Annotated in this window: 19 protein-coding genes; 13 read left to right on the top strand and 6 right to left on the bottom strand. The window is 65.2% G+C overall.

Annotated elements, in window-relative coordinates; translation table 11 throughout:
* Positions 1 to 41 precede the first annotated feature (41 nt).
* Positions 42 to 953, bottom strand: a complete 912-nt coding sequence (gene mutM / locus B5D38_RS11950) for a bifunctional DNA-formamidopyrimidine glycosylase/DNA-(apurinic or apyrimidinic site) lyase (RefSeq protein WP_078708734.1) — start codon at positions 951 to 953, stop codon at positions 42 to 44.
* Between the two features lie 183 nt (positions 954 to 1,136).
* Here mutM and ubiE point away from each other — a divergent pair, with 183 nt between their 5' ends.
* The 4 genes from ubiE (at position 1,137) to dut (ending at position 5,357) form a co-directional block, all read left to right on the top strand.
* Complete coding sequence (gene ubiE, locus B5D38_RS11945) at positions 1,137 to 1,916, top strand: bifunctional demethylmenaquinone methyltransferase/2-methoxy-6-polyprenyl-1,4-benzoquinol methylase UbiE (RefSeq protein WP_078708652.1); 780 nt, start codon at positions 1,137 to 1,139, stop codon at positions 1,914 to 1,916.
* Between the two features lie 106 nt (positions 1,917 to 2,022).
* Positions 2,023 to 3,606, top strand: coding sequence for a 2-polyprenylphenol 6-hydroxylase (gene ubiB / locus B5D38_RS11940; RefSeq protein ID WP_078708651.1), 1,584 nt, complete (start codon positions 2,023 to 2,025; stop codon positions 3,604 to 3,606).
* 87 nt (positions 3,607 to 3,693) lie between these two features.
* Positions 3,694 to 4,914 carry a bifunctional phosphopantothenoylcysteine decarboxylase/phosphopantothenate--cysteine ligase CoaBC gene (gene coaBC / locus B5D38_RS11935; RefSeq protein ID WP_078708650.1) on the top strand — a complete coding sequence of 407 codons (1,221 nt, stop codon included), beginning with the start codon at positions 3,694 to 3,696 and terminating at the stop codon, positions 4,912 to 4,914.
* Positions 4,911 to 5,357, top strand: a complete 447-nt coding sequence (gene dut / locus B5D38_RS11930; protein WP_078708649.1) for a dUTP diphosphatase — start codon at positions 4,911 to 4,913, stop codon at positions 5,355 to 5,357. Before coaBC ends, dut begins: the two co-directional genes overlap by 4 nt.
* A 23-nt stretch (positions 5,358 to 5,380) precedes the next feature.
* On the opposite strand, the gene B5D38_RS11925 is transcribed toward dut, so the two are convergent.
* Positions 5,381 to 6,208 carry a GGDEF domain-containing protein gene (locus B5D38_RS11925; RefSeq protein WP_078708648.1) on the bottom strand — a complete coding sequence of 276 codons (828 nt, stop codon included), beginning with the start codon at positions 6,206 to 6,208 and terminating at the stop codon, positions 5,381 to 5,383.
* A 59-nt stretch (positions 6,209 to 6,267) separates the two neighbouring features.
* On the opposite strand from B5D38_RS11925, the gene B5D38_RS22210 reads away from it, so the two are divergent.
* Together B5D38_RS22210 and cysK are read left to right on the top strand one after the other, a co-directional pair.
* On the top strand, positions 6,268 to 6,444 hold the full coding sequence (locus tag B5D38_RS22210) for a hypothetical protein (RefSeq protein ID WP_165690843.1): 177 nt from the start codon (positions 6,268 to 6,270) through the stop codon (positions 6,442 to 6,444).
* Between the two features lie 105 nt (positions 6,445 to 6,549).
* Positions 6,550 to 7,533: a cysteine synthase A gene (gene cysK, locus B5D38_RS11920; protein ID WP_078708647.1), complete on the top strand. Its 984-nt coding sequence runs from the start codon at positions 6,550 to 6,552 to the stop codon at positions 7,531 to 7,533.
* A gap of 65 nt (positions 7,534 to 7,598) precedes the next feature.
* Here cysK and B5D38_RS11915 read toward each other — a convergent pair whose 3' ends face one another.
* Complete coding sequence (locus tag B5D38_RS11915; RefSeq protein WP_078708646.1) at positions 7,599 to 7,901, bottom strand: hypothetical protein; 303 nt, start codon at positions 7,899 to 7,901, stop codon at positions 7,599 to 7,601.
* A 200-nt stretch (positions 7,902 to 8,101) separates the two neighbouring features.
* Here B5D38_RS11915 and gyrB point away from each other — a divergent pair, with 200 nt between their 5' ends.
* The 3 genes from gyrB (at position 8,102) to B5D38_RS11900 (ending at position 12,365) form a co-directional block, all read left to right on the top strand.
* Positions 8,102 to 10,537, top strand: coding sequence for a DNA topoisomerase (ATP-hydrolyzing) subunit B (gene gyrB / locus B5D38_RS11910; protein WP_078708645.1), 2,436 nt, complete (start codon positions 8,102 to 8,104; stop codon positions 10,535 to 10,537).
* Positions 10,538 to 10,995: 458 nt separating this feature from the next.
* Positions 10,996 to 11,430 carry a pyridoxamine 5'-phosphate oxidase family protein gene (locus tag B5D38_RS11905; RefSeq protein ID WP_078708644.1) on the top strand — a complete coding sequence of 145 codons (435 nt, stop codon included), beginning with the start codon at positions 10,996 to 10,998 and terminating at the stop codon, positions 11,428 to 11,430.
* Entirely contained in the window at positions 11,427 to 12,365 is a 939-nt protein-coding gene (locus B5D38_RS11900; RefSeq protein WP_078708643.1) for an aromatic alcohol reductase, read from the top strand. Before B5D38_RS11905 ends, B5D38_RS11900 begins: the two co-directional genes overlap by 4 nt.
* On the opposite strand, the gene B5D38_RS11895 is transcribed toward B5D38_RS11900, so the two are convergent.
* Positions 12,362 to 14,320: a methyl-accepting chemotaxis protein gene (locus B5D38_RS11895; protein ID WP_078708642.1), complete on the bottom strand. Its 1,959-nt coding sequence runs from the start codon at positions 14,318 to 14,320 to the stop codon at positions 12,362 to 12,364. The genes B5D38_RS11900 and B5D38_RS11895 overlap by 4 nt on opposite strands.
* A gap of 393 nt (positions 14,321 to 14,713) precedes the next feature.
* Between B5D38_RS11895 and B5D38_RS11890 the strand changes: the two genes are divergently transcribed.
* On the top strand, positions 14,714 to 16,180 hold the full coding sequence (locus B5D38_RS11890) for an L-fucose/L-arabinose isomerase family protein (RefSeq protein WP_078708641.1): 1,467 nt from the start codon (positions 14,714 to 14,716) through the stop codon (positions 16,178 to 16,180).
* A 101-nt stretch (positions 16,181 to 16,281) separates the two neighbouring features.
* On the opposite strand, the gene B5D38_RS11885 is transcribed toward B5D38_RS11890, so the two are convergent.
* Together B5D38_RS11885 and B5D38_RS11880 are read right to left on the bottom strand one after the other, a co-directional pair.
* A complete protein-coding gene (locus tag B5D38_RS11885; RefSeq protein ID WP_078708640.1) occupies positions 16,282 to 17,064 on the bottom strand; it encodes an SDR family oxidoreductase in 783 nt (260 codons plus the stop codon).
* Positions 17,065 to 17,092: 28 nt separating this feature from the next.
* Positions 17,093 to 18,061 (bottom strand): sugar-binding transcriptional regulator, encoded by a 969-nt coding sequence (locus B5D38_RS11880; protein WP_078708733.1) that lies wholly within the window; start codon positions 18,059 to 18,061, stop codon positions 17,093 to 17,095.
* A 270-nt stretch (positions 18,062 to 18,331) separates the two neighbouring features.
* Here B5D38_RS11880 and B5D38_RS11875 point away from each other — a divergent pair, with 270 nt between their 5' ends.
* The 3 genes from B5D38_RS11875 to B5D38_RS11865 are packed head-to-tail and all read left to right on the top strand — an operon-like array spanning position 18,332 to position 21,645.
* Positions 18,332 to 19,210, top strand: a complete 879-nt coding sequence (locus B5D38_RS11875) for a transketolase (RefSeq protein ID WP_280949387.1) — start codon at positions 18,332 to 18,334, stop codon at positions 19,208 to 19,210.
* Entirely contained in the window at positions 19,207 to 20,148 is a 942-nt protein-coding gene (locus B5D38_RS11870) for a transketolase family protein (protein WP_078708639.1), read from the top strand. Before B5D38_RS11875 ends, B5D38_RS11870 begins: the two co-directional genes overlap by 4 nt.
* 3 nt (positions 20,149 to 20,151) lie before the next feature.
* Positions 20,152 to 21,645, top strand: a complete 1,494-nt coding sequence (locus B5D38_RS11865) for an FGGY family carbohydrate kinase (protein WP_078708638.1) — start codon at positions 20,152 to 20,154, stop codon at positions 21,643 to 21,645.
* The last annotated feature ends 133 nt before the right edge of the window (positions 21,646 to 21,778 follow it).

Genomic DNA, 21,778 nt, shown 5'->3' with positions numbered 1-21,778 from the left:
CAGCCAAGGCTGGTTGCAAGCCGGACCGAACGCCTCGATGCTCAGCGCTGGCAGATCGGACAAAAGAAAGTGGAGCGGCCGGACTGGACGATGCGTGAGATGATGCCGCGGCAGTTCTCGTGCCGACACGCCTCGCCCTCGCGGCCGTAGACCGCGAAGGAATGCTGGAAATAGCCGAGCGAGCCGTCGGCCTGCCGGTAATCCTTGAGGGTCGAACCGCCTGCGGCGATGGCGTCGGCAATGGTCTCCCGAACCGAAAGAGCCAAGGCCTCGAGGCGTTTGGTGGCCTTGCCGTCGCGGGTGACGAGGCTGCCGGCGGCGCGGCGCGGAGAGAGGCGGGCGCGCCACAGCGCCTCGCAGACATAGATGTTGCCGAGGCCGGCGATCAGGCGCTGGTCGAGAAGCGCCGCCTTGAGGGGCGCGGCCTTGCCTGCGAAGAGGCGGGCCAGTGCCTCGCCCGAAAGTGCGTTGCCTGTCGGCTCGATACCGAGGTGGCGAAAGAGGGGATGGGTCTCCATGCCGCCGGGCTCGATGAGAGTCATCAACCCGAAGCGGCGTGGATCGTTGAAGACGATCGTTGCCGGACCCGACGGGCCGTCCTTGAGGTGGAAGACGACGTGGTCGTGGGTGAGCGTCGTGGAGCGCGGAAACAGGAACGCGCCGGGCACCCGTGCGCGGGCATCGGCTGTGGCGTCGTCAGCGGCCTCGATGCGCATGGAGCCCGACATGCCGAGGTGGATCGCCAATGTCGTGCCGTCGTCGAGTTCGGCCAGGAGATATTTGGCCCGCCGGCCGAGATGGTCGATCCCCCGCCCGGCAAGCCGCTCGGCGAACCGCTCGGGCAGCGGCAGGCGCAGATCGGGCCGGCGCAGCGTCACGTCCGCGATCGTCGCGCCCTCCATCACCGGCTGAAGCCCGCGTCGCACCGTTTCCACTTCCGGCAGTTCTGGCACGCTATCCTCATTCGCCATGACGTCGCTTGCGCTTCGGGGAAAACCGGCGGGATCGCGGGGGCAATCGACATGCGAGGCTTCCACTTGGCGCAGGTTGGTATAAGTGTCCCGCCTGAGGCGGGCAACGACCGCCGGCCGGCCGTGCCGCATCGCGGCCGAACACGTCGATCGAGTGGGGTTCAAATGTCGCGAACGCGTGAGACCGGGGCGGAGGGAATGGAAACCTCATACGGCTTTGCCAAGGTGGCGGGCCGCGAGGAGAAGCAGGCGCGGGTCAACGACGTCTTTCATAAGGTGGCGCGGCGCTACGACCTGATGAACGACCTCATGTCCGGCGGGCTTCATCGCCTGTGGAAGGACGCCATGGTTTCGTGGCTCTCTCCGCCGCGTCGGCCGGGATGGCGCTTCGTCGACGTCGCCGGCGGCACCGGCGACATCGCGCAGCGCATCGTCCGCGCCTCTGGCGACAACGCCGAGGGAACCGTGCTCGACATCAACGCCTCGATGTTGGAGGTCGGGGCCGAGCGCGCGAAGAAGCGCGGGTTCGACAAGAACCTCACCTTTATCGAAGGCAACGCCGAGGCGCTTGACCTGCCAGACGAGACGTTCGACGCCTATACGATCGCCTTCGGCATCCGTAACGTTCCGCGAATCGACAAGGCGCTGGCCGAGGCCCACCGCGTCCTGAAGCCGGGCGGCCGTTTTCTCTGTCTGGAGTTTTCGGAGGTGGATGTTCCGGGCCTCGACCGGCTTTATGACGTGTGGTCCTTCAAGGCCATTCCGGCGATCGGCGAGCGCGTGGCGGGCGACCGCGATTCCTACGAATATCTGGTGGAATCCATCCGCCGCTTCCCCAATCAGGCCAATTTCGCCTCGATGATTGGCGTGGCCGGCTTCGAGCGCGTCACCCATCGCAATCTGTCCGGTGGAATCGCCGCCATCCATTCAGCCTGGAAGTTCTGACGGACGCGATGGGAATGGCGGTTGTCGAAAAGCGCTGGGGCGTCGGCATGATCGAAGGATGCCGCCGCGCGCGTGAAGGTCGTGAAGGTGAGGGGAAAAGGCCCGCATGAACCCCATTTCGGGAACCCTCGCCCTCGTTCGTGTCGCTTATGTCCTGGCGCGTGAAGGCGTCATCGCCGCCTTGCCGGTGGAGGGGCTGCCGCCGGCCTTTCTTCTCGCACATCGCATCTGCCGGCTGATCGCGCGTCCATCCTCGGGCGAGCGCGCCCGCTCGGAGCGTCTGTCGCGCGCGCTGAATCGGCTGGGCCCATCCTATGTGAAGCTCGGGCAGTTTCTCGCCACCCGGCCGGACATTGTCGGCGCCGAGATCGCGCGCGAGCTGGAACAGCTCCAGGACAAGGTGCCGCCCTTCTCCAGGGACGAGGCGATCGACGAGATCGAGTTCTCGCTCGGCCGCCGTATCGACGATCTCTTCCTCGAATTCGGTGACGTGGTGGGCGCCGCGTCCATCGCCCAGGTCCACCGCGCCCGGGTGCGCCTTGCCGACGGGCGCGAGCGCGACGTCGCCGTCAAGGTGATACGGCCAGGCGTGAGGACGCGCTTCTGGCACGACCTTCGTGTCTTCTACTTCGCCGCCCAACGGGTGGAGCGGTTCCTGCCGGGCGCGCGGCGCCTGCGGCCCGTCGCCATCGTCGATACGCTGGCTCAGTCCACCCGGATCGAGATGGATCTGCGCCTCGAGGCGGCCGCCTATTCCGAGATGGCGGTGAACACCGCCGACGATCCGGGCTTCCGTCTGCCGACCGTCGACTGGGAGCGGACGGGGCGTGATGTCGTCACCATGGATTGGGTCGAGGGCATCAAGCTCAACAACGTCGCGGCCGTCGCGGCGGCAGGGCACGATCTCAAGGCGCTGGCGGTCACGATCGTCCAGACCTTCCTGCGCCATTCGATGCGCGACGGCTTCTTCCATGCCGACATGCACCCCGGCAACCTCTTCGTCGCCCCCGATGGGGCGGTGGTGGCGGTCGATCTCGGCATCGTCGGCCGCCTTGCCTTCAAGGAGCGGCGCTTCCTCGCCGAAATCCTCTACGGCTTCATCAAGCGCGATTACCTGCGCGTCGCCGAGGTTCACTTCGAGGCGGGCTACGTGCCGAGAAAGCACGATGTCGCCAGCTTCGCCCAGGCGATCCGCGCCATCGGCGAGCCGATTCACGGCCAGTCGGCCGAGACCATCTCCATGGCTCATCTCCTCACGCTTCTCTTCGAGGTGACGGAGCTCTTCGATATGGAGACGCGGCCGGAGCTGATCCTGCTTCAGAAGACGATGGTCGTGGTGGAAGGCGTCAGCCGGTCGTTCGACCCTCAGTTCAACATGTGGGAAGCGGCCGAGCCGGTGGTCGCCGACGCGATCTCCCGTCAGCTCGGGCCGAGCGCCAAGCTGCAGGACGCGCGCGACGGGGTGAAGGCCTTGATGCGCATTCTCGACACGCTGCCGGAAGCCTCTGTCGGGCTGGAGATCCTTTCGCGGTCCTTGCCCAGCCTCATCGAGAACGGCTTCAGGATCGATGACGCCGCTCTGGAGCGCCTCGCCACCGAGCGCCGGACCAGCATCATTTCCGGCCGCATCGCCCAGTGGATCATCGCGCTGTCGCTCCTTTCCCTCGCCCTTAGCCAGATTTTTGGCTGAGGCGAGGGGCGCGCGGCGCGAGGGCAATCTTTCGCCGCGAGGCGTTTTCGGCCATAGGAAGGCCGGTTCTGAAGAGCGGTGCGTGCCATGTCCCTCACCAACAAGCGCATTCTCCTGATCATTTCCGGCGGCATCGCCGCCTATAAGGCGCTCGACCTCATCCGGCGCCTGCGAGAGCGCGGCGCGCGGGTGACGCCGGTGATGACCAAGGCCGCCGAGGAGTTCATCACGCCGCTGGCCGTCGGCGCGCTCTCCGCCGCCCATGTTCATTGCGACCTGTTCGACCGTCAGGACGAGCACGATGTCGGCCATATTCGGCTGGCGCGCGAGACTGACGCCGTGGTCGTCGCGCCCGCGACGGCCGAGCGCATGGCCAAGTTGGCCGCCGGCTTCGCCGATGATCTCGCCGCCGCCGTGCTGCTTGCCACGCGCGCGCCCGTGCTGATGGCGCCCGCCATGAATCCGGCGATGTGGGATCATCCCGCGACGCGCCGCAATGCCGAGCGTCTGCGCCAGGATGGCGTCGCCTTCGTCGGCCCGGCAACGGGGGAGATGGCGGAAAGCGGCGAGGCGGGTGTGGGGCGCATGGCCGAGCCGCTGGAGATCGTCGCGGCGCTGGAGGCGCTGCTGGCCGAGCCGGCGGCAAAGCCGCTGGCGGGCAGCCACGCCGTCGTCACGTCCGGGCCGACCCACGAGCCCATCGACCCGGTTCGCTACATCGCCAACCGATCCTCCGGGCGGCAGGGACATGCGGTGGCTGCCGCGCTCTCCGAGCTTGGCGCGCGCGTGACGCTGGTGTCGGGGCCAGTTTCGATCGCCGATCCGCAAGGGGTCGAAGTGCGCCGCGTCGAGACGGCGCGTCAGATGCTGGAGGCGGTGGAGGCCGCGTTGCCGGCGGACATCGCCGTCTTCGTCGCCGCCGTCGCCGACTGGCGGGTCACGCAGGAGGCGGAGGCCAAGATCAAGAAGGCGGGAGAGGGGGCGCCCGTCCTCACCCTTGCCGAAAACCCGGACATCCTCGCCACCATCGGCCATGGCGCCAACCGCCCGGCGGTGGTCGTGGGCTTCGCGGCCGAGACGAACGATCTCATGGCAAACGCCCTGAAGAAGCTGGAAAAAAAGGGTGCCGACATGATCGTCGCCAACGACGTTTCAGTCGGGACCGGCGTGATGGGCGGCGGCTCCAACACCGTCCATCTCCTCACCCGCGAGGGAGTCGAGGACTGGCCGGTCATGACCAAGGATGAGGTGGCGCGCAAGCTTGCCGAGCGGTTCGCCATCATGCTGGCTGAAAAGGCAGGCCGATGACCCCTCATATCTCCGTCAAGCGTCTGCCGCACGCCGAGGGCCTTCCTTTGCCTTCCTATGAAACGGCGGGCGCGGCGGGCGCCGATCTGCGGGCCGCGCTGGGAGAACCGATGACGCTCGCGCCGGGGGCGCGGGCGCTGGTGCCTTCCGGCCTCGCCTTCGAAATCCCTCATGGCTACGAGGTTCAGGTGCGCCCACGCTCGGGGCTCGCCGCGCGCCATGGCATCGCGTTGGTCAACGCGCCGGGCACGATCGATTCCGATTATCGGGGCGAGGTGATGGCGATTCTCGTCAACCTCGGCGCCGAGCCCTTCACCATCCGCCATGGCGACCGCATCGCCCAGCTTGTGGTCGCACCTGTGGTGCAGGCTGCCTTCCAGGAGGCCGCGAGCCTTTCCGATACTGCGCGAGGCAGCGGCGGCTTCGGCTCGACAGGCGTTTGAGCGCATGAGCCTTTCTGGCCAAGTTACCTCGGCGCCGAGCGGATCTGCGTCAGCATCGGGCCATTGGGGCGCGAGCCCGTGCGGCGGCGTCCCTCGTTTGCCGGAACGATGCCGGCAGTGATCTCGACGCGATCTCGGCCGCGCTCCTTGGCGCGGTAGAGCTGCAGGTCGGCGGCGCGATAGATGAGGTCGAAGGGCGCGGCGGCGGCGAAGGTCGCCCCACCGATACTGACCGACAGATTCTTCTGCTTTCCAGCCGGGCCGACGCGCAGGTTTCTGACCGCGCGCCTGAGGCGCTCGGCGGCGAGTTGCGCGCCCTCGTTGCCGGTTCCCGCGAGGAAAATCCCGAACTCCTCGCCGCCGAGGCGGCCGACGAGGTCGGTGGCGCGCAGCGAGCGCTTTAGTGTCCGCGCGATTGCGACCAGTGCCTCATCGCCGACGGCATGGCCGAGCTGATCGTTGATCCGCTTGAAATGGTCAAGATCGAGAATGAGGAGCGTGTGCTTGGCGCCGTTGTCGCTGGACCAGCCGGTGCGGCGGATTTCTCGCGTCACCATGCGCTGAAACGTCGCGCGGTTGAAGAGCCCGGTCAGACCATCGGTCGTCGCCGCTCGCATGAGGCCGGAATTGACCGTGTTGAGGCTTGATAGCCGAAGTCCGAGAACGATGTGGTGCAGGAAGACGCCGGCCAGCGACAGGACCAGGGCGAAAGTGACGCCCGTTTCCGTCGCGTCGACGCCCATCGGCGAAAAGGTATAGAAGGCCGCGACCACGGCGATGGAGGCGACGAGGCCGGCCGTGAGGGCGAGCTCCCACCAGGCTGAGCGTCCTTTCGCGTCGTTTCGGGCCATGGTTGCGCTTCCTTCATCGCTCGTTCTCGTCGATGATGCCACCGCTCCGGAAATCGTTGGTGAACGAGCGCCAGGATATTCAAATCAAAGCCTGGAATGTCGGGCAAAGTGACGATCGCGCGTTTGGGCGCCGCAAATGGATCGGCGTCACCGCAACATCGTTGCGCGACTCGCGCGTCAAACGAGAAGTTCTTTTCATAGGGACGGCGGCTTTGGCGATTTTGGCTCTCGCGTAGGCTGCGCGCGCGCCCTAGCTTTGGGTTTCATACGGCAGGTGGAGACGCTGGCGAGGGCTGGCGGCACGTAGCTCCACGAGTTCCGAGACGGAAGAAGGTGGCACGATGACCGAATTCAGCGATGGCGCCCGCACTCGCGGCCGCGGCAGGATCTACAACTCCATCGTCGAAACCATTGGCGACACTCCGCTGGTGCGGCTCGACAAGCTGGCGCATGAAAAGGGCGTCAAGGCGAACCTCCTGGCCAAGCTCGAGTTCTTCAATCCTCTCGCCTCCGTCAAGGATCGCATCGGCGTGGCGATGATCGAGCGGCTGGAAAAGGACGGCAAGATCAAGCCCGGCGAGACGACCCTCGTCGAGCCGACCTCCGGCAACACCGGCATCGCGCTCGCCTTCACGGCGGCGGCCAAGGGCTATCGCCTCATTCTCACCATGCCGGAAACCATGTCGGTCGAGCGGCGCAAGATGCTGCGTTTCCTCGGTGCCGAACTGATGCTGACGGAAGGCGCGAAGGGCATGAAGGGCGCCATCGCCAAGGCCGAGGAGCTGATCGCCACGACGCCGGGCGCCGTCATGCCGCAACAGTTCGACAATCCCGCCAATCCCGAGATCCACCGGGTGACGACGGCCGAGGAAATCTGGAACGACACGGGTGGCGACGTCGACATTCTCGTTGCCGGCATCGGCACAGGCGGCACGATTACCGGCACGGGGCAGGTGCTGAAGGCTCGCAAGCCCGAGGTGAAGATCGTCGCCGTCGAGCCCGAGGCCTCGCCGGTGCTGTCGGGCGGACAGCCGGGACCGCACAAGATTCAGGGCATCGGCGCCGGGTTCACGCCGTCCATCCTCGATACCGGGGTCTATGACGAGATCGTCACCATCTCCAACGACGAGGCGTTCGAAACCTCGCGTCTCGTGGCGCGCCTTGAGGGTGTGCCGGTTGGTATTTCATCGGGCGCGGCGCTCGCGGCGGCGATGAAGGTTGGCGCGCGGCCGGAAAACGCGGGCAAGACCATCGTGGTCATCATCCCGTCCTTCGCCGAGCGGTATTTGTCCACTCCACTTTTCGACGGCCTGGAAGGCGAATAGGCCATTCGTCGCGAGAACTGGTGGCCGGGCCGCGATAGTTGTCGCCGGCTCGGCGCTCTGGCTGGCTAGTTCAGGCGTCCCTGCTTGCATCGCAGATAGGCGGATCGCCCCACCTTTTCAGCGTTCTGCTGGGCTATGAGATCGCGCGCGATCGTCGCGTCGTCATCGTCGTCCCTGTAATCCTCATAGGCGTTCTGTGCAGTTTGCTCGCCGTAGTTGCGGCAGAAGGCCTCGCTGCCGCGCGGCGCGACGCGCGCCGGCCGGTGGATCCGATGGCCCGAGGGGTCGGGCAGGAAGCTCTGGCTTTCCGCCGTGGTGCATCCGGTCAGCGCCAGGACGGCGAGGATCACGACAATTCGGTTTCTCATGGGCATATCTCCAGAGGGCGGAGGAATAATTCCGGGCTTTACGGCCGGTTCCCGGTGAATTTCGGTCACAACACACGACCTTGTCCTTCCCGAGGACTCGTCGCGCTTGGCCTGGGCCCCGCGAATCCTTATATTCCCCGGTATCGAGGCCGGCGATTCGCATGTGTCCCGCCGTGCGCTTTTCAGCCCTAAGGAAATCAATGTCTGAGACGAACCCGACGTCCTCTGGTTCTGCCGCTTCCGAATACGGCGCCGACTCCATCAAGGTGCTGAAGGGGCTGGATGCCGTGCGCAAACGGCCCGGCATGTATATCGGCGACACCGACGACGGATCGGGCCTCCACCACATGGTTTATGAGGTGGTGGACAATTCGATCGACGAGGCGCTTGCGGGCCATGCCAGCCACCTGGCCGTGACGCTCAACGCCGATGGTTCCTGCACCGTCACCGACGACGGGCGCGGCATCCCGACCGACATTCACGCGACAGAGGGCGTCTCGGCGGCCGAGGTCATCATGACCCAGCTCCACGCCGGCGGAAAGTTCGACCAGAACTCCTACAAGGTTTCGGGCGGTCTTCACGGCGTCGGCGTCTCCGTGGTCAACGCCTTGTCCGTCTGGCTGAAGATGAAGATCCGGCGCCAGGGGCACGTCCATGAGATGTCGTTCACCAACGGCGTGCCCGACGAGCCGCTGAAGGTGACGGGCGATGCGGGCTCGGCCACCGGCACCGAAATCACCTTCATGCCCTCACCGGCGACCTTCACCAAGACGGATTTCGACTTCGCGACGCTGGAACATCGCCTGCGCGAACTCGCCTTCCTCAACTCCGGCGTCCGCATCATCCTGACCGACAAGCGGCCGGCCGACGAGAAGCGTGTCGAGCTCCATTACGACGGCGGCCTCGAGGCCTTCGTGCGCTATGTCGACCGGGCGAAGAAGCCGCTGATCAGCCAGCCCATCGTCATCATCGGCGAGAAGGACGGCATCACCGTCGAGGCGGCGATGTGGTGGAACGACTCCTATACCGAGACCGTCCTCTGCTTCACCAACAACATTCCCCAGCGCGACGGCGGCACCCATCTCGCCGGCCTGCGCGGCGCGCTGACGCGCCAGGTGACGGGCTACGCGGAAGCCTCGGGCCTTCTCAAGAAGGAGAAGGTTCAGCCCTCGGGCGACGACTGCCGCGAAGGGTTGAGCTGCATCCTTTCCGTCAAGGTGCCCGACCCGAAGTTCTCCTCGCAGACCAAGGACAAGCTGGTTTCCTCCGAGGTTCGGCCGGTGGTCGAGAGCCTCATCAACGAGGGCCTCAATTCGTGGCTCGAGGAGAATCCGGGCGAGGCCAAGATCGTCATCGGCAAGGTGGTTGAGGCGGCGGCCGCGCGCGAAGCGGCGCGCCGGGCGCGTGAACTGACCCGCCGCAAGGGCGTGCTCGACATCACCTCACTGCCCGGCAAGCTGGCCGACTGCCAGGAAAAGGACCCGGCCAAGTCGGAAATCTTCCTGGTGGAGGGCGACTCGGCCGGCGGTTCGGCCAAGGGCGCGCGCTCGCGCCAGAACCAGGCCATCCTGCCGCTCAGAGGCAAGATCCTCAACGTCGAGCGCGCGCGCTTCGACCGCATGCTTTCATCCGATCAGATCGGCACGCTGATCACGGCGCTCGGCACGTCCATCGGCAAGGACGAGTTCAACCCGGACAAGCTGCGCTATCACAAGATCATCATCATGACGGACGCCGACGTCGACGGCGCCCACATCCGCACGCTGCTGCTGACCTTCTTCTTCCGGCAGATGCCGGAGCTGATCGAGCGCGGCTACATCTACATCGCCCAGCCGCCGCTCTTCAAAGTGACGCGCGGCAAGCAATCCCAGTATCTGAAGAACGAGCGGGCGCTGGAGAACTATCTCATCGACGGCGGCCTGGAGGAGGCGATGCTGCGCCTTTCTTCCGGCGAGGTCCGCTCGGGGCTCGACCTTCGCACAGCGGTCGACGACGCGCTTGCGGTGCGCTCCGTTCTTCACGGGCTGCACACGCGCTATGACCGTTCGGTGGTGGAGCAGGCGGCGATCGCCGGCGCCTTCGATCCCGAGATCGCCGACGACGAGGCCAAGGCACTGGCCATGGCCGAGACCATCGCCCAGCGTCTCGACGCCATCGCCGAGGAGACGGAGCGGGGATGGAAGGGCGAGGCCGTTTCGGGAGGCTATCGCTTCAGCCGGACCGTGCGTGGCGTGGCCGAGGTCAGGGTTCTCGACGGGGCGCTCATCCATTCGGCCGATGCGATGCAGCTGAAGCGCCTCGCGCCGCGCCTTGGCGAGGTCTATGCGCAATCGCCCGTTCTGACGCGCAAAGAGACCCAGCGCACCCTTGCCGGACCGCTGGAGCTCATCGCCGCCGTCTTCGAGGTCGGTCGCAAGGGCCTGGCGCTCCAGCGCTACAAGGGCCTCGGCGAGATGGACCCGGAGCAGCTGTGGGAAACCACCCTCGACCCGCAGGCGCGCTCGCTGCTTCAGGTCAAGGTGCCGGACGCCATCGACGCCGATCAGCTCTTTGCCAAGCTCATGGGCGACGAAGTCGAGCCGCGGCGCGAGTTCATCCAGGACAATGCGCTCTCCGTCGCCAACCTCGACATCTGACGGGACCCTTTCGATCCGGTCCGGAAGTACGCTTCTGGACCGGATACCTCGCCTGGAAGCCTGGGCCTCGTTGCAAGCTTTCAACCAACCGGCGCGGGCAAGCAGATCGATCCCGGCAGGCAGACTCTGCCCGACCGTGCGGAGCTTCCCACGGCCCGACGGCAAGGCGCCAGCGGTCGATGGAACTGGCGTTCTCCATTATCCGCATTCCGCGTCCGCCAGAGCCACGACCTGATCACACCTTGTAAGCTCCAATACGGGCTACGGGAAAAGGCTGTAGTCGTGCCAAGGATACGACGGTCGACGTCACCCGTCTCGTCGCGGATGGCTGCTGGCGCGCCCACGAGAGGCATTGTCGGCTGCGGATGGCGAGCGAGATCGATTCCGCGTTGGAACTCTGCAGGCCACCTTCTTGTTGGCACAGCTGAACAACATGGTTCAGTTTTTTGGAGATTTTGATGGCCGGAATGACCTTGGAAGACCTTTCCGGAAAGATGAGCAAAATCGACTTCGGGATGCTCTCAACCCGCACCGAGGCGGGGGCGATCGCCAGCCGTCCCATGAGCAACAACGGCGAGGTCGCCTATCGCGGCGACAGCTTCTTCTTCTCCGATGGAGATGCACGCACTGTTTCGGACATCGAGGGCGACGCGCGTGTCGGATTGACCTTCACGGGGTCCACAGGCCTGCTGGGTGGCCGCCCGCTGTTCATATCGGTGGAAGGCGAAGCCGAGTTGATCCGCGACAAGTCCCAGTTCGCGGCGCATTGGACCAAGGACCTGGATGCCTGGTTCGAGCAGGGCATCGACACCCCTGGCCTGGTGATGATCCACGTCCATGCGAACCGCATTCACTACTGGAACGGCAAGGACGAAGGCGAGGTCGCGCTGTGATCAGCGGCGCCGGGCGGACGGTAGCGCTGGCAGGCGCGACCGGCGATCTCGGCGCCCGCCTGCTTTCGGCGCTCGTCCGGCGCGGTGTGGAGGTGCGTGCCTTGCTTCGGCCGGGCACGCCCGCAGCGGCACAGGACGCCGTTCACGCCCGTGGCGCCACCCTGGTGCCGGTCGATCTGGCCGATACGGCGGGGCTTGCCGATGCGCTGAACGGTGTCGAGTGCGTCGTGTCTGTTTTGAACGGGCTGGAGCCGGCGATCCTCGATGCGCAAGGCCGGCTTCTCGAGGCGGCGATCGTCGCGGGAGTGCCGCGCTTCATCCCCTCGGATTTTTCGCTCGACTTCACCAAGACCCGCCCCGGCGCCAACCGCAACATGGACCTGCGACGCCGTTTCATGACGCGCATCGACGCCGCGCCGATTCAGGCGACCTCGATCCTCAACGGCGCGTTCGCGGACCTTTTGACCGGCGAGGCGCCGATCGTGCTCCATCGCTGGCGCCGCATTCTCTATTGGGGCGATGCGGACCAGCCATTCGACTTCACCACAAAGGATGATGTGGCGGATTACACCGCCGACGCGGCGCTTGACGCAGGCGCGCCGCGCTTTCTTCGGATCGCCGGCACAGAGATATCCCCGCGCAGACTGGAGACGCTGATGACGAGGCTCAGCGGCCATCGATGGAAGGTTCTGCGGGCCGGCGGCATCGGGCGGCTGTCGGGGCTGATCCAGATCGCGCGGGCGCTGACGCCGGCGACGGATGCACCGTTCCCGGTATGGCAGGGGATGCAGTATATCCGCGACATGTCGAGCGGAAGCGGCAAGCTCGCGCCGCTCGACAACACGCGTTACGGCAAGACCGACTGGGCGGGTGCGGAAACCGTCCTCGCCGCACCGTCAAATCTTGAACCGAACGGCAACCGGCGCCGGGTTTAGAAATCTTCCCAGCCGTCCTCCATCGGCTTGCGAGCGGTCGCGGCGGTCGTCCGGGCCTGAACAACGGGGCGGGCAGGCGATGCCTTGGTCGGCTTAGGCATCGGCGCCACCTGACTGGACGTCGCGGGCTTCGAGGCTGGGCGCCACGCCGAGCGTTCGGCCTGAGCCGCATGGGCCGTGGCCGTCGCCGTCCTGAACTGGGCGATGAGGCGGGCGAGCTGGTCGGTTTCGTTGGCCAGCGACTGCGCCGCCGCCGTCGTCTCCTCCACCATCGCCGCGTTCTGCTGCGTCACCTTGTCCATCTGGTCGGCGGCGGTGGAAACCTCCTTCAGGCTCACCGCCTGCTCGCGGGCGCTGCTGGCGATTTCGGCCACTTCCTGGCTCATGGCGGCAACCTGCGCCACGATCTCCTCAAGGCTCTTGCCTGACGCCGTCACCAGCTCCACGCCCTGGCCGACCTGGTGGGACGACATGGAAATGAGGCCCTTGATCTCCTTGGCGGCTTCCGCTGAACGCTGGGCAAGGGCACGAACTTCCTGCGCCACCACCGCGAAGCCCTTGCCCGCTTCTCCCGCGCGCGCCGCCTCGACGCCCGCGTTCAAGGCGAGAAGGTTGGTCTGGAAGGCGATCTCGTCGATCACCCCGATGATCTTGCCGATCTCCTCCGACGACTTCTCGATCTCGGCCATCGCATCGATGGCACGCCCGACGATTTGCCCGCCCTTTTCGGCATTCTGCCGCGCCGTCTCGGCGGAGTTCCGGGCCCGGCCCGCGCTTTCGGCGGTCTCGTGAACGACGCGCGACACCTGCGTCAGCGCCGCTGTCGTCTCCTCCAGGCCCGCCGCCTGCTGCTCGGTGCGATGGGCGAGGTCGTTGGAGGCGGTGTTGATCTCGTCCAGCCCCGAGCGAATGGTGCCGATCGCCGTCACAACTGATCCGATGGTATCCTCCAGTCGCTCGATCGACTGGTTGAACTGGCCCCGGATCTCCTCGTACTCGGGAGCCACGGGCCGTGCCATGCGTACCGTCAGGTCGCCATCGGCCAGCCGCTCGAAACCCGTTTGAATATCGGCGACGAAGGCACGCAGCTCCTCAGCCTTGGCCCGCTCTGTCGCTTCCTGCTCTGCTTTTAGGGCCTCGGCGTGCTGGCGCGCTGCCTTGGCCTCGGCCTCGAGGCGGTCCTGCTCGATTGCTGCGAGCCGGAATGTTTCGACGGCACCGGCCATTTCACCGACCTCGTCGTTTCGGCCGGCATAGGGAACCTCCACGGTTTTGTTGCCTGCCGCAAGCGTCCGCATCACGCTCGTGATCCTGCTGAGCGGCTGCGAAATGCTGCGGGCGATGGGCCAGGCGCAGGCACCGAGCACGAGGAGAATTCCTGCCAGCCAAAGAACCGACTCGTAGATCTCTCGCATCAATTGCGTATGGAGATCATCGACATAGACGCCGGTGCCGATAGCCCAGCCCCAGGGTTCGAAGGGAGCTGTGTAGCTGAGCTTGGGCGAGGCGACGCTCTCGCCCGAGCGTGGATAGTCGTACCGCGTGAAGCCGCCACCGTTCCTGGCCGCGGTGACGATGTCGCGGACGATGTAGACGCCATTCGCATCGCGCAGATCCCAGCGCGATTTACCGAGAGTGCTCTTATCCGGCAGCGAGACGACAACGCCGTCATAGCTGTAGAGGAACACATAGTCTCCATTGCCATAGCGCAGCGCGCGCACGGCGTCGGCCGCTTCCTTCTTGGCTGTCTCCTCCGGCATTTCGCCCTGCTTCGCGCGCTCGGCGAAGGAGGCGACGAGAGAGCGGGCCGCGTCGACCTGCGAAACCAGAAGCTCCTGACGGTCGGCCCAGATCCGATTGTTGAGCGAATGAAGCTGGATGCCCATCGCCGCCATGGTCATTAGGACGGCGGTCGCAACCAAAAGAACAAGCTTACGGGGGATGGTCAGCCGCATGGGCGTATCTCTCACAGAAAACAGGTCAAATATCGCTAGAGGCAAAATTATAAATTTGGGTTATCTTTTGCCCGAAATCATATAATTTACGAAACGTTACAATTTCAACCTAGAGTATTTATGTAATATCCATAGATATATTTCTGGTTATTGAAAATGCAGAGAGCATTTTGTGCGACGGGGCGATGATGGACGCTGCTTCGACGGGCGTGTTCCAGTCTGCGGCCGAACGCCGCGTGGACCACCCGCTTGCATGATTATCTCCCGCGATCGTGGCTCCTTCCGCCGCTTCAACGAACCGGGAGAAGGGTATTTGTCTCCGTCAGAAAAAGGACGAAACTGGAAGTGGACGCTGGCTTCCCGAAGAAGCACAGCGAAAATTGGGGGAGGATCATGCGCCACTTTCAGAAGCCGATCACATTGGGTGTGATCGTTGGCAGTCGGCAGTTCTTCAATGGCGAGCCCGCCAAGGCGAGCCGAGCAGAGATCATCGCGCAGCTCGGCGCCCTGGGGTTGCGACACGTCATTCTGGACGCAGAAGCAACGGATAACGGCGCCGTCCAGAGCCGCGATGATGCCCGGTTATGTGCGGAACTCCTGCGGCGGCATCGTGAGGAAATCGACGGCCTTGTGGTTCTACTCCCGAACTTTGGCGATGAGATCGCCATCGCCGAAACGATCAACCTTGCCGGGCTCAACGTGCCGATCCTCCTGCAGGCATCCAACGACGAGATCGACAAGGTCGATGTCCACTCCCGCCGGGACGCGTTTTGCGGCAAGATTTCCGTGGCCAACAATTTCCACCAATACGGCGTGCCTTTCACCGACACCTCGCTGCACACCTGCGATGTGGCCGGGAACGAGTTTCGCGATGACCTTGAGCGCTTCTCGCGCATCTGCCGCACGGTGCGGGGGCTGCGGAACGCACGGGTCGGCGCCATCGGCGCGCGCACCGGCGCCTTCCAGACCATGCGCTATTCGGAGAAGCTGCTGCAACGGGCGGGCATCACGGTCGTCACCGTCGATCTTTCCGAACTGATCGCTGGTGCCGGCGCGCTTTCGTCGGGCGATGCCGCCGTGGAGGGCAAGCTCGCGGCTCTGACCGAGTACGGGAAGGTTGCACCGCACATCGGTCGGGAAAGACTGATCCGTCAGGCCAAGTGGAGCGTGACGGTGGATCGCTGGAACGAGGAGAATGGCTGCGATGCGAGCGCGATCCAGTGCTGGCGTTCCCTGCAGGATAATTACGGCTGCGCCACATGCGTTTCGATGTCGATGATGGGCGAGCGGTTGATGCCGAGCGCCTGCGAGGTCGACGTCATGGGAGCGATCTCGATGTACGCGCTGGCGCTCGCTTCGGGCGCGCCGTCAGCCATTCTGGACTGGAACAACAATTATGGCCGTGAAGCGGACAAGTGCGTCTGCACCCATTGCGGCAATTTTCCCCGCTCGTTCATCGGCGAAGCGCCGGAAATCTCGGAGCTCGACATTCTGGGCACGGTGATCGGCAGCGAGAAGTGCTTCGGCGCGGTGAAGGGCAAGGTCAAGGCCGGCCCGATGAGCTATTTTCGGCTCTCCTCGGACGACAATGCCGGCAGCTTCAAGGCCTATGTCGGGGAAGGGGAGTTCACCGACGATCCATTCCCCATCGACGGCGGGGTCGCCGTCACCAAGGTTCCGCGGCTGCGGGATCTGCTCGGCTTCATCGTGCGCAACGGGTTCGAGCATCACGTCGCCATGGTGCGTGGACATCATGCCGATGTCGTCGAGGAGGCCGTGGAGCGCTATCTCGGCTGGCCGATCTACCGACATGAGGCGGCACCGATCTATCGCGGCGTCACCTATCCGACGTTCCTCTGAGTTGGCGTAAGGTCATCCATTTTGGCGGTCGGCGGGACGTCTCCTGCCAACCGCCATATGCTCTCGCCTCACGGCCGCTGCTTGAGGCTGGCGGAGCGGTCTCAGGACATGAACATGCCGCCGTCGATGTTGATGGTCTGGCCCGTCACGTAGGCGGCGTCGTCGCTGGCGAGGAACGCGACCACCTTGGCGACGTCCTCGCCGGTGCCGACGCGGCCGATGGGAATGTTGGACACCCATTCGGCCATCAATTCGCCGGGCTTGTAGTTGCCCAGCAGCTTGCCCCACGCCTGATCGTTATAGGCCCACATGTCGGTGTCGATGATGCCCGGACAGAAGGCGTTGACGGTGATTCCCTCCCGCGCGACCTCCTTGGCCAGGCTCTGGGTGATGCCCATGATGCCAAATTTCGAGGCGGCGTAATGGGGGGTGTAGATGAAGCCCTGGCGCGACTGACCGGAAGCGGTGTTGATCAGGCGTCCGCCGCGGCCATGCTTGCGAATGCGCCGGATCGCCTCCTGGCAGCACAGGAACACGCCCTTGGTGTTCACGGCCATGACCTTGTCCCATTCGTCCTCGGTCATGTCCTCGATCTTGGCGATGGTGATCACGCCGGCATTCTGGCACGAGATGTCGATCGAACCGAAAGCCGCCTCGGCGGCGTCGTAGAGCGCGATGACGGACGCCTTGTCCGTCACGTCGTGGACCGACCATGCGGCGCGTCCTCCCTCGGCCTTGATGCCTTCGGCCACCTCCTGAACGCGTTCCTCATTGGCGCTGACGAAGACCGAGGCGCCCTCGCGGGCGAACTGCCGGGCGATTGCGGCTCCGATCCCCCGGCTGGCTCCCGCGACAACTACTGTCTTTCCGTCGAATCGTGCCATGGTTTCCTCCTGAAAGTACGATCGTGGATTACCTCGCCGCAGCGGACAGCTTCAGCACCCGCTCCGCGGTGAACTTGTCGGTGATCAGCGTGTCGATCCAGCCGCCGAGCAGCGCTCCGTGGATCGACGTCGTTTTCTTCGCTCCGCCGGCGACGCCGATGACGCGCGGCACCTTCTTCAGCTCATCCAGGGTGATGCCGATCACCCTTTCGTCGAAGGGGCTGTCGACCGCGCGGCCTGAGGCATCGAAGAAGCGCAGGCAGAGATCGCCCACCGCACCGCGGCGCGCCAGGTCGGACAGCTCGTCGGCGGCAAAGCTGTTGCCGGAATTGTGGAGCATGTAACTCGGCTCGAGTGAGCCGATGCCGACGAGCGCGATGGTTAGGCGGCGGAATTCCTCCATCGTCGCCCGGACATAGCCGTCGCCCAGCATGACGAGACGCGCCGCCGAGGAGGCGGCGACACCCGGCGCCGCCAGCAGGGTGGGGTCGGCGCCGACAAGGGCCGCGAGCCGCGTGGTGATCTGCGTGGCGTGGCTCTGGACCGTCGGATTGCCGATGCCGCCGAGAATCTGAACCACCTTCTCAGCGCGGGAGCGCTTCAGCGGGTGGATCGCCTCGACCATGCGCAGAAGCGTCGAGCTCCAGCAGGAGATACCGATGACCTCGTCGGGGCCGAGCGTGGTTTCGAAGTAATAGGCGGCGGCGTTGCCGACAGCCGACAGGATCGCCTCCTCGTTGTCCTCGTAACAATCGGCGACGATGGCTTCCGACAGCCCGAAGCGGGCGAGCAGCTCGTCCTCGAGCTGGGGGTAGGTGCCGCGCGGCGCATTGATGGTGATGCGCACGATGCCTTCCTCGCCGGCCTTCGCCAGAAGCCGCGAGACGGTCGCCTGCGAGAGGTGCATGCGCTGCGAAATCTCGGCCTGCTTCAGGTTTTGCTCGTGATAGAGCTGGGCGACGCGCGCCATCATTCGAAGCTCGTAGAGCCGACTCATCTGACCTCCAAACGATTGGTCCAAGTGCCGGTGTCTTACCTCACCCTGACGCTTTTTCCCGTCGCCTGAATAAAAATTCTATGATGGTTTCATCCTGTTTCTTGGATGCTGGCTGCTGAAGCGGAGCGGGCGAAGGCAAAGTGCGCGCATAGGCCGAGAAGGTACGCTCCTGCATCGGTAGTATCCATAAAACCCTCTTGACTGATCAATTACGTCACCATACGGTGGAAGTCAATCCAATGGGGAATAAATATTCAATGGGAGCGAGGCATGATGATTGACGGGAAAATCGCGTCAATCGACGGGTGGCCGGAGCCGGCCATTCTGTCTTCCCTCAGTGCGGGGGAGCGAGCGGCCCAGCTGGCCGAGGTCTCGCGCGAGGTGCGCCGGTCGGTCGTTCGGATGATCAGCGCCGCGCATCTCGGGCATATCGGCGGCGACTTTTCCGTCACCGATATCGCCACGACACTCTTCTTTGGGGTGCTGCGGCTTGATCCGGCCAATCCGAATTGGCCCGAGCGCGACCGCTTCATCCTTTCCAAGGGCCACTGCGCGGCCTCGCTCTATTCCGTGCTCGCCATGCGGGGGTTCTTCCCGCTCGACTGGCTCGAAACCTTCATGCAGCCGCTGTCGATCCTGAACGGTCATCCGAACCGCAAGATTCCCGGGGTCGAAGCCAACACGGGCCCCCTTGGGCACGGCTTGCCCATCGGCGTCGGTCTCGCGATCGCCTCGCGCCTCTCGGGAAAGAACTGGCGCACCTTCGTGGTGCTCGGGGACGGCGAGTTGCAGGAAGGCTCCAACTGGGAGGCCGCCATGGCCGCCGGGCACCGCGAGCTGGACAATCTCATTGCGGTCGTCGACCGCAATCGTCTTCAGCAGGGCGCGCGCACCGAGGACACCAACCGCCTCGACCCGCTGGCCGACAAATGGACCTCGTTCGGTTGGGAGACCATCGAGATCGACGGTCACGACCACGCGGCGCTTTACGACGTTTTCACCCGGCCGGGACGCGGCAAGCCCCTTGCCGTCATTGCCAACACGATCAAGGGCAAGGGTGTTTCCTTCCTGGAGGATCGCGTGGAATGGCACCACAAGGTTCCGTCTCCCGAACAGGTCGAACGCGCTCTCGAGGAGCTCAGCCGATGAACGGGTCATCCGCCACCTTCGACTGCCGCCAGGCTTTCGCCGAGGCGCTGACCACGCTGGCCCGGCAGGACCCCCGCATCGTCGCCGTCTGCAATGACAGCGTCGGCTCATCCAATCTCGGCGGCTTCCAGAAGGAATTTCCAACGCGGCTCATCAATGTCGGCATCGCCGAGCAGGATATGGTCGGTGTGGCCGCGGGCCTCGCGAACGGCGGCTATATTCCCTTCGTGTGCGCCGCCGCTCCCTTTCTGACGGGACGCGCGACCGAGCAGATCAAGGCCGACGTTGCCTATAGCCGGTATCATGTGGTGCTGTGCGGCATGAGCCCCGGCATGGCCTATGGCGAGCTCGGCCCGACCCACCACTCGATCGAGGATCTGTCCTGGCTACGCGCCATGAGCGGCCTCACAGTTCTGGTGCCGGCCGACCCGGACCAGACGAAGTCGGCGGTGAAATGGGCGGCCGAGAGCGATGCGCCGGTCTTCATGCGCGTTGGCCGCACGAAGGTGCCCTCGGTGAGCGAAGGACAGGCCGAGCCGTTCGTCTGCGGCAAGGCAAACGTTTTGCGGCAGGGGGCGCAGGCGACGGTCATCGCCACAGGCACGCTGGTTTCGCGAGCCATTGAAGCTTCGGAAAGGCTCGCCGAAGAGGGCGTGTCGATCCGCGTGCTCAATATGTCGACGATCGCGCCCCTCGACGAAGACGCCGTCATCGCCGCCGCTCGGGAAACCGGGGCCATTGTCACCGCCGAGGAGGCGATCGTCTCGGGCGGGCTCGGCGCGGCCGTCGCGGCCATTGTCGTCCGCCATCATCCCGTTCCCATGCGCATTCTCGGGCTTCCAGGATTTGCACCGACCGGCAGCAACGAGTTCCTCCTCGACCACTTCCACCTCAACGCCGAGGGCATCGTCGCCGCCATCAAGGAGCTGAGGGGCTGAACCATGGCGTCTCCTCTGATTCTCGCGATCGACCAGGGCACCGGCTCGACGAAATGCCTTCTGGTGGATGACACGGGCGCCGTGGTGGCGCGCGGCAGCGCGCCGCTTGGCCAGTCGACGCCGCATCCCGGCTGGGTGGAGCAGGATGCGGACGAAATCTGGGCCAGCGTCAAGAAGGCCGTCGCCGGCTGCGTAACGGAAGAGCTGGCGCCGCGCGTGGCCGCCATCGGCTTCAGCACGCAGCGCGAATCCTGCGTGATCTGGGATCGGCGAACGGGCAAGGCGCTGACGCCGCTCCTGTCCTGGCAGGACCAGAGGACGGAGGACCGTTGCGCCGACATCCGGGCGAGGGGGTATGGCGAGCTCATTCGCGCCAAGAGCGGGCTGCCGCTTGATCCGATGTTCTCCGCCATCAAGGCGAAGTGGCTGCTCGACCGGATGGACCCGGACCGCAGCCGTGCCCGCGCCGGAGAGATTTGCATCGGCACCATCGACAGTTTTCTTCTGTCGCGGTTCGGCGGCGAGGCGATCGTGGAGGCGGGCAACGCGTCGCGGATGCAGCTCCTCGACGTGGCGCTCGGCGACTATGACGAGGCCCTGCTCGACATTTTCGGCATTCCGAAAGCGGCCCTTCCGCGCATCGTGCCCTCGGTCGGTCCGTTCCCTGCCTGCCGTGATCTCGCGCCGGTGCCCGATGGAGTGCCCGTGCGCGCCGTCATGGCGGATTCCCATTCGGCGCTTTTTGCGCACGGCGCCTACGAGCCGGGTCCCATCAAGGCGACCCAGGGCACCGGATCATCGGTGATGGGGCTGCTCGACCCGTCGTCCCTCAAGTCTGGGTCTGGGCTGCATCGCGGGCTCTGCCTGACCCTGGCTTGGTGGATCGACAAGCCGATGCTGGGCTTCGAGGGGAACATCCGCTCGGCGGGCTCGACATTGCTTTGGATGGCGGACCTTCTCGGCATCGATGCGGGTGATCTGGCCCGCCTCGCGGCGACCTGCGAAGACGCCGGCAACGTTCATCTGGTTCCGGGGTTCAACGGCCTTGGCGCGCCATGGTGGGACGGCAACGCCGTCGCCACGCTCTCGGGCTTCACTCTTGGCGCTGGCCGGTCCGTGATCGCCCGCGCGGCTCTCGACTCCATCGCCCATCAGATCGCCGATCTCGTGGATGTCGTCCGACAGTCGGGCATGACGGTCGAGCGCCTGCATGTCGATGGCGGTCCCACCCGCAATGATCAGTTGATGCAGTTCGAAGCCGATATGACCGGCGTGACGGTCGCGCGGACGGACACGGCCGAGCTATCGGCCATGGGCGTCGCCCATCTGGCGGGGATTGCGGAGGGGATATTCTCCTTCGCCGGCCTCAGCCGGATGAATCGCGGCGGCAGGAGCTTCGAACCGCTCATGCCGGAAGAAGGGCGCGCGGCCAAGCGGATGGCCTGGCGCCGGGCGGTGGCGCGGTCGCTTGGCGACGTCGCGCCCGCCCAGCCTTGAGGCATTCGCTCGGAAGAGGAACCGAGCGTTGCGATGAGCCAGAAGTCGGGAGGCTTGGGTCGGCCCGACGCCATCAACTCGCAAAGCGAGGAGTGAGCGCAGCGCCACAGATGAGTTCGAGATCACGGCCCGC

This window comes from Consotaella salsifontis (genome assembly GCF_900167365.1).
GTDB lineage: Bacteria > Pseudomonadota > Alphaproteobacteria > Rhizobiales > Rhizobiaceae > Consotaella > Consotaella salsifontis.
The sequence above is the reverse complement of the archived record's forward strand: the minus strand, read 5'-3'. Positions and strand labels throughout refer to the sequence as shown.

Coding starts and splice junctions, on each gene's coding strand:
- B5D38_RS11880 (WP_078708733.1), bottom strand. CDS start 18,061: ATGAGTCGGCTCTACGAGCTTCGAATGATGGCGCGCGTCGCCCAGCTC.
- B5D38_RS11895 (WP_078708642.1), bottom strand. CDS start 14,320: ATGCGGCTGACCATCCCCCGTAAGCTTGTTCTTTTGGTTGCGACCGCC.
- gyrB (WP_078708645.1), top strand. CDS start 8,102: ATGTCTGAGACGAACCCGACGTCCTCTGGTTCTGCCGCTTCCGAATAC.
- coaBC (WP_078708650.1), top strand. CDS start 3,694: ATGTCCCTCACCAACAAGCGCATTCTCCTGATCATTTCCGGCGGCATC.
- ubiE (WP_078708652.1), top strand. CDS start 1,137: ATGTCGCGAACGCGTGAGACCGGGGCGGAGGGAATGGAAACCTCATAC.
- B5D38_RS11865 (WP_078708638.1), top strand. CDS start 20,152: ATGGCGTCTCCTCTGATTCTCGCGATCGACCAGGGCACCGGCTCGACG.
- ubiB (WP_078708651.1), top strand. CDS start 2,023: ATGAACCCCATTTCGGGAACCCTCGCCCTCGTTCGTGTCGCTTATGTC.
- cysK (WP_078708647.1), top strand. CDS start 6,550: ATGACCGAATTCAGCGATGGCGCCCGCACTCGCGGCCGCGGCAGGATC.
- B5D38_RS11875 (WP_280949387.1), top strand. CDS start 18,332: ATGATGATTGACGGGAAAATCGCGTCAATCGACGGGTGGCCGGAGCCG.
- B5D38_RS11890 (WP_078708641.1), top strand. CDS start 14,714: ATGCGCCACTTTCAGAAGCCGATCACATTGGGTGTGATCGTTGGCAGT.
- B5D38_RS11905 (WP_078708644.1), top strand. CDS start 10,996: ATGGCCGGAATGACCTTGGAAGACCTTTCCGGAAAGATGAGCAAAATC.
- B5D38_RS11915 (WP_078708646.1), bottom strand. CDS start 7,901: ATGAGAAACCGAATTGTCGTGATCCTCGCCGTCCTGGCGCTGACCGGA.
- B5D38_RS11870 (WP_078708639.1), top strand. CDS start 19,207: ATGAACGGGTCATCCGCCACCTTCGACTGCCGCCAGGCTTTCGCCGAG.
- B5D38_RS11925 (WP_078708648.1), bottom strand. CDS start 6,208: ATGGCCCGAAACGACGCGAAAGGACGCTCAGCCTGGTGGGAGCTCGCC.
- B5D38_RS11885 (WP_078708640.1), bottom strand. CDS start 17,064: ATGGCACGATTCGACGGAAAGACAGTAGTTGTCGCGGGAGCCAGCCGG.
- dut (WP_078708649.1), top strand. CDS start 4,911: ATGACCCCTCATATCTCCGTCAAGCGTCTGCCGCACGCCGAGGGCCTT.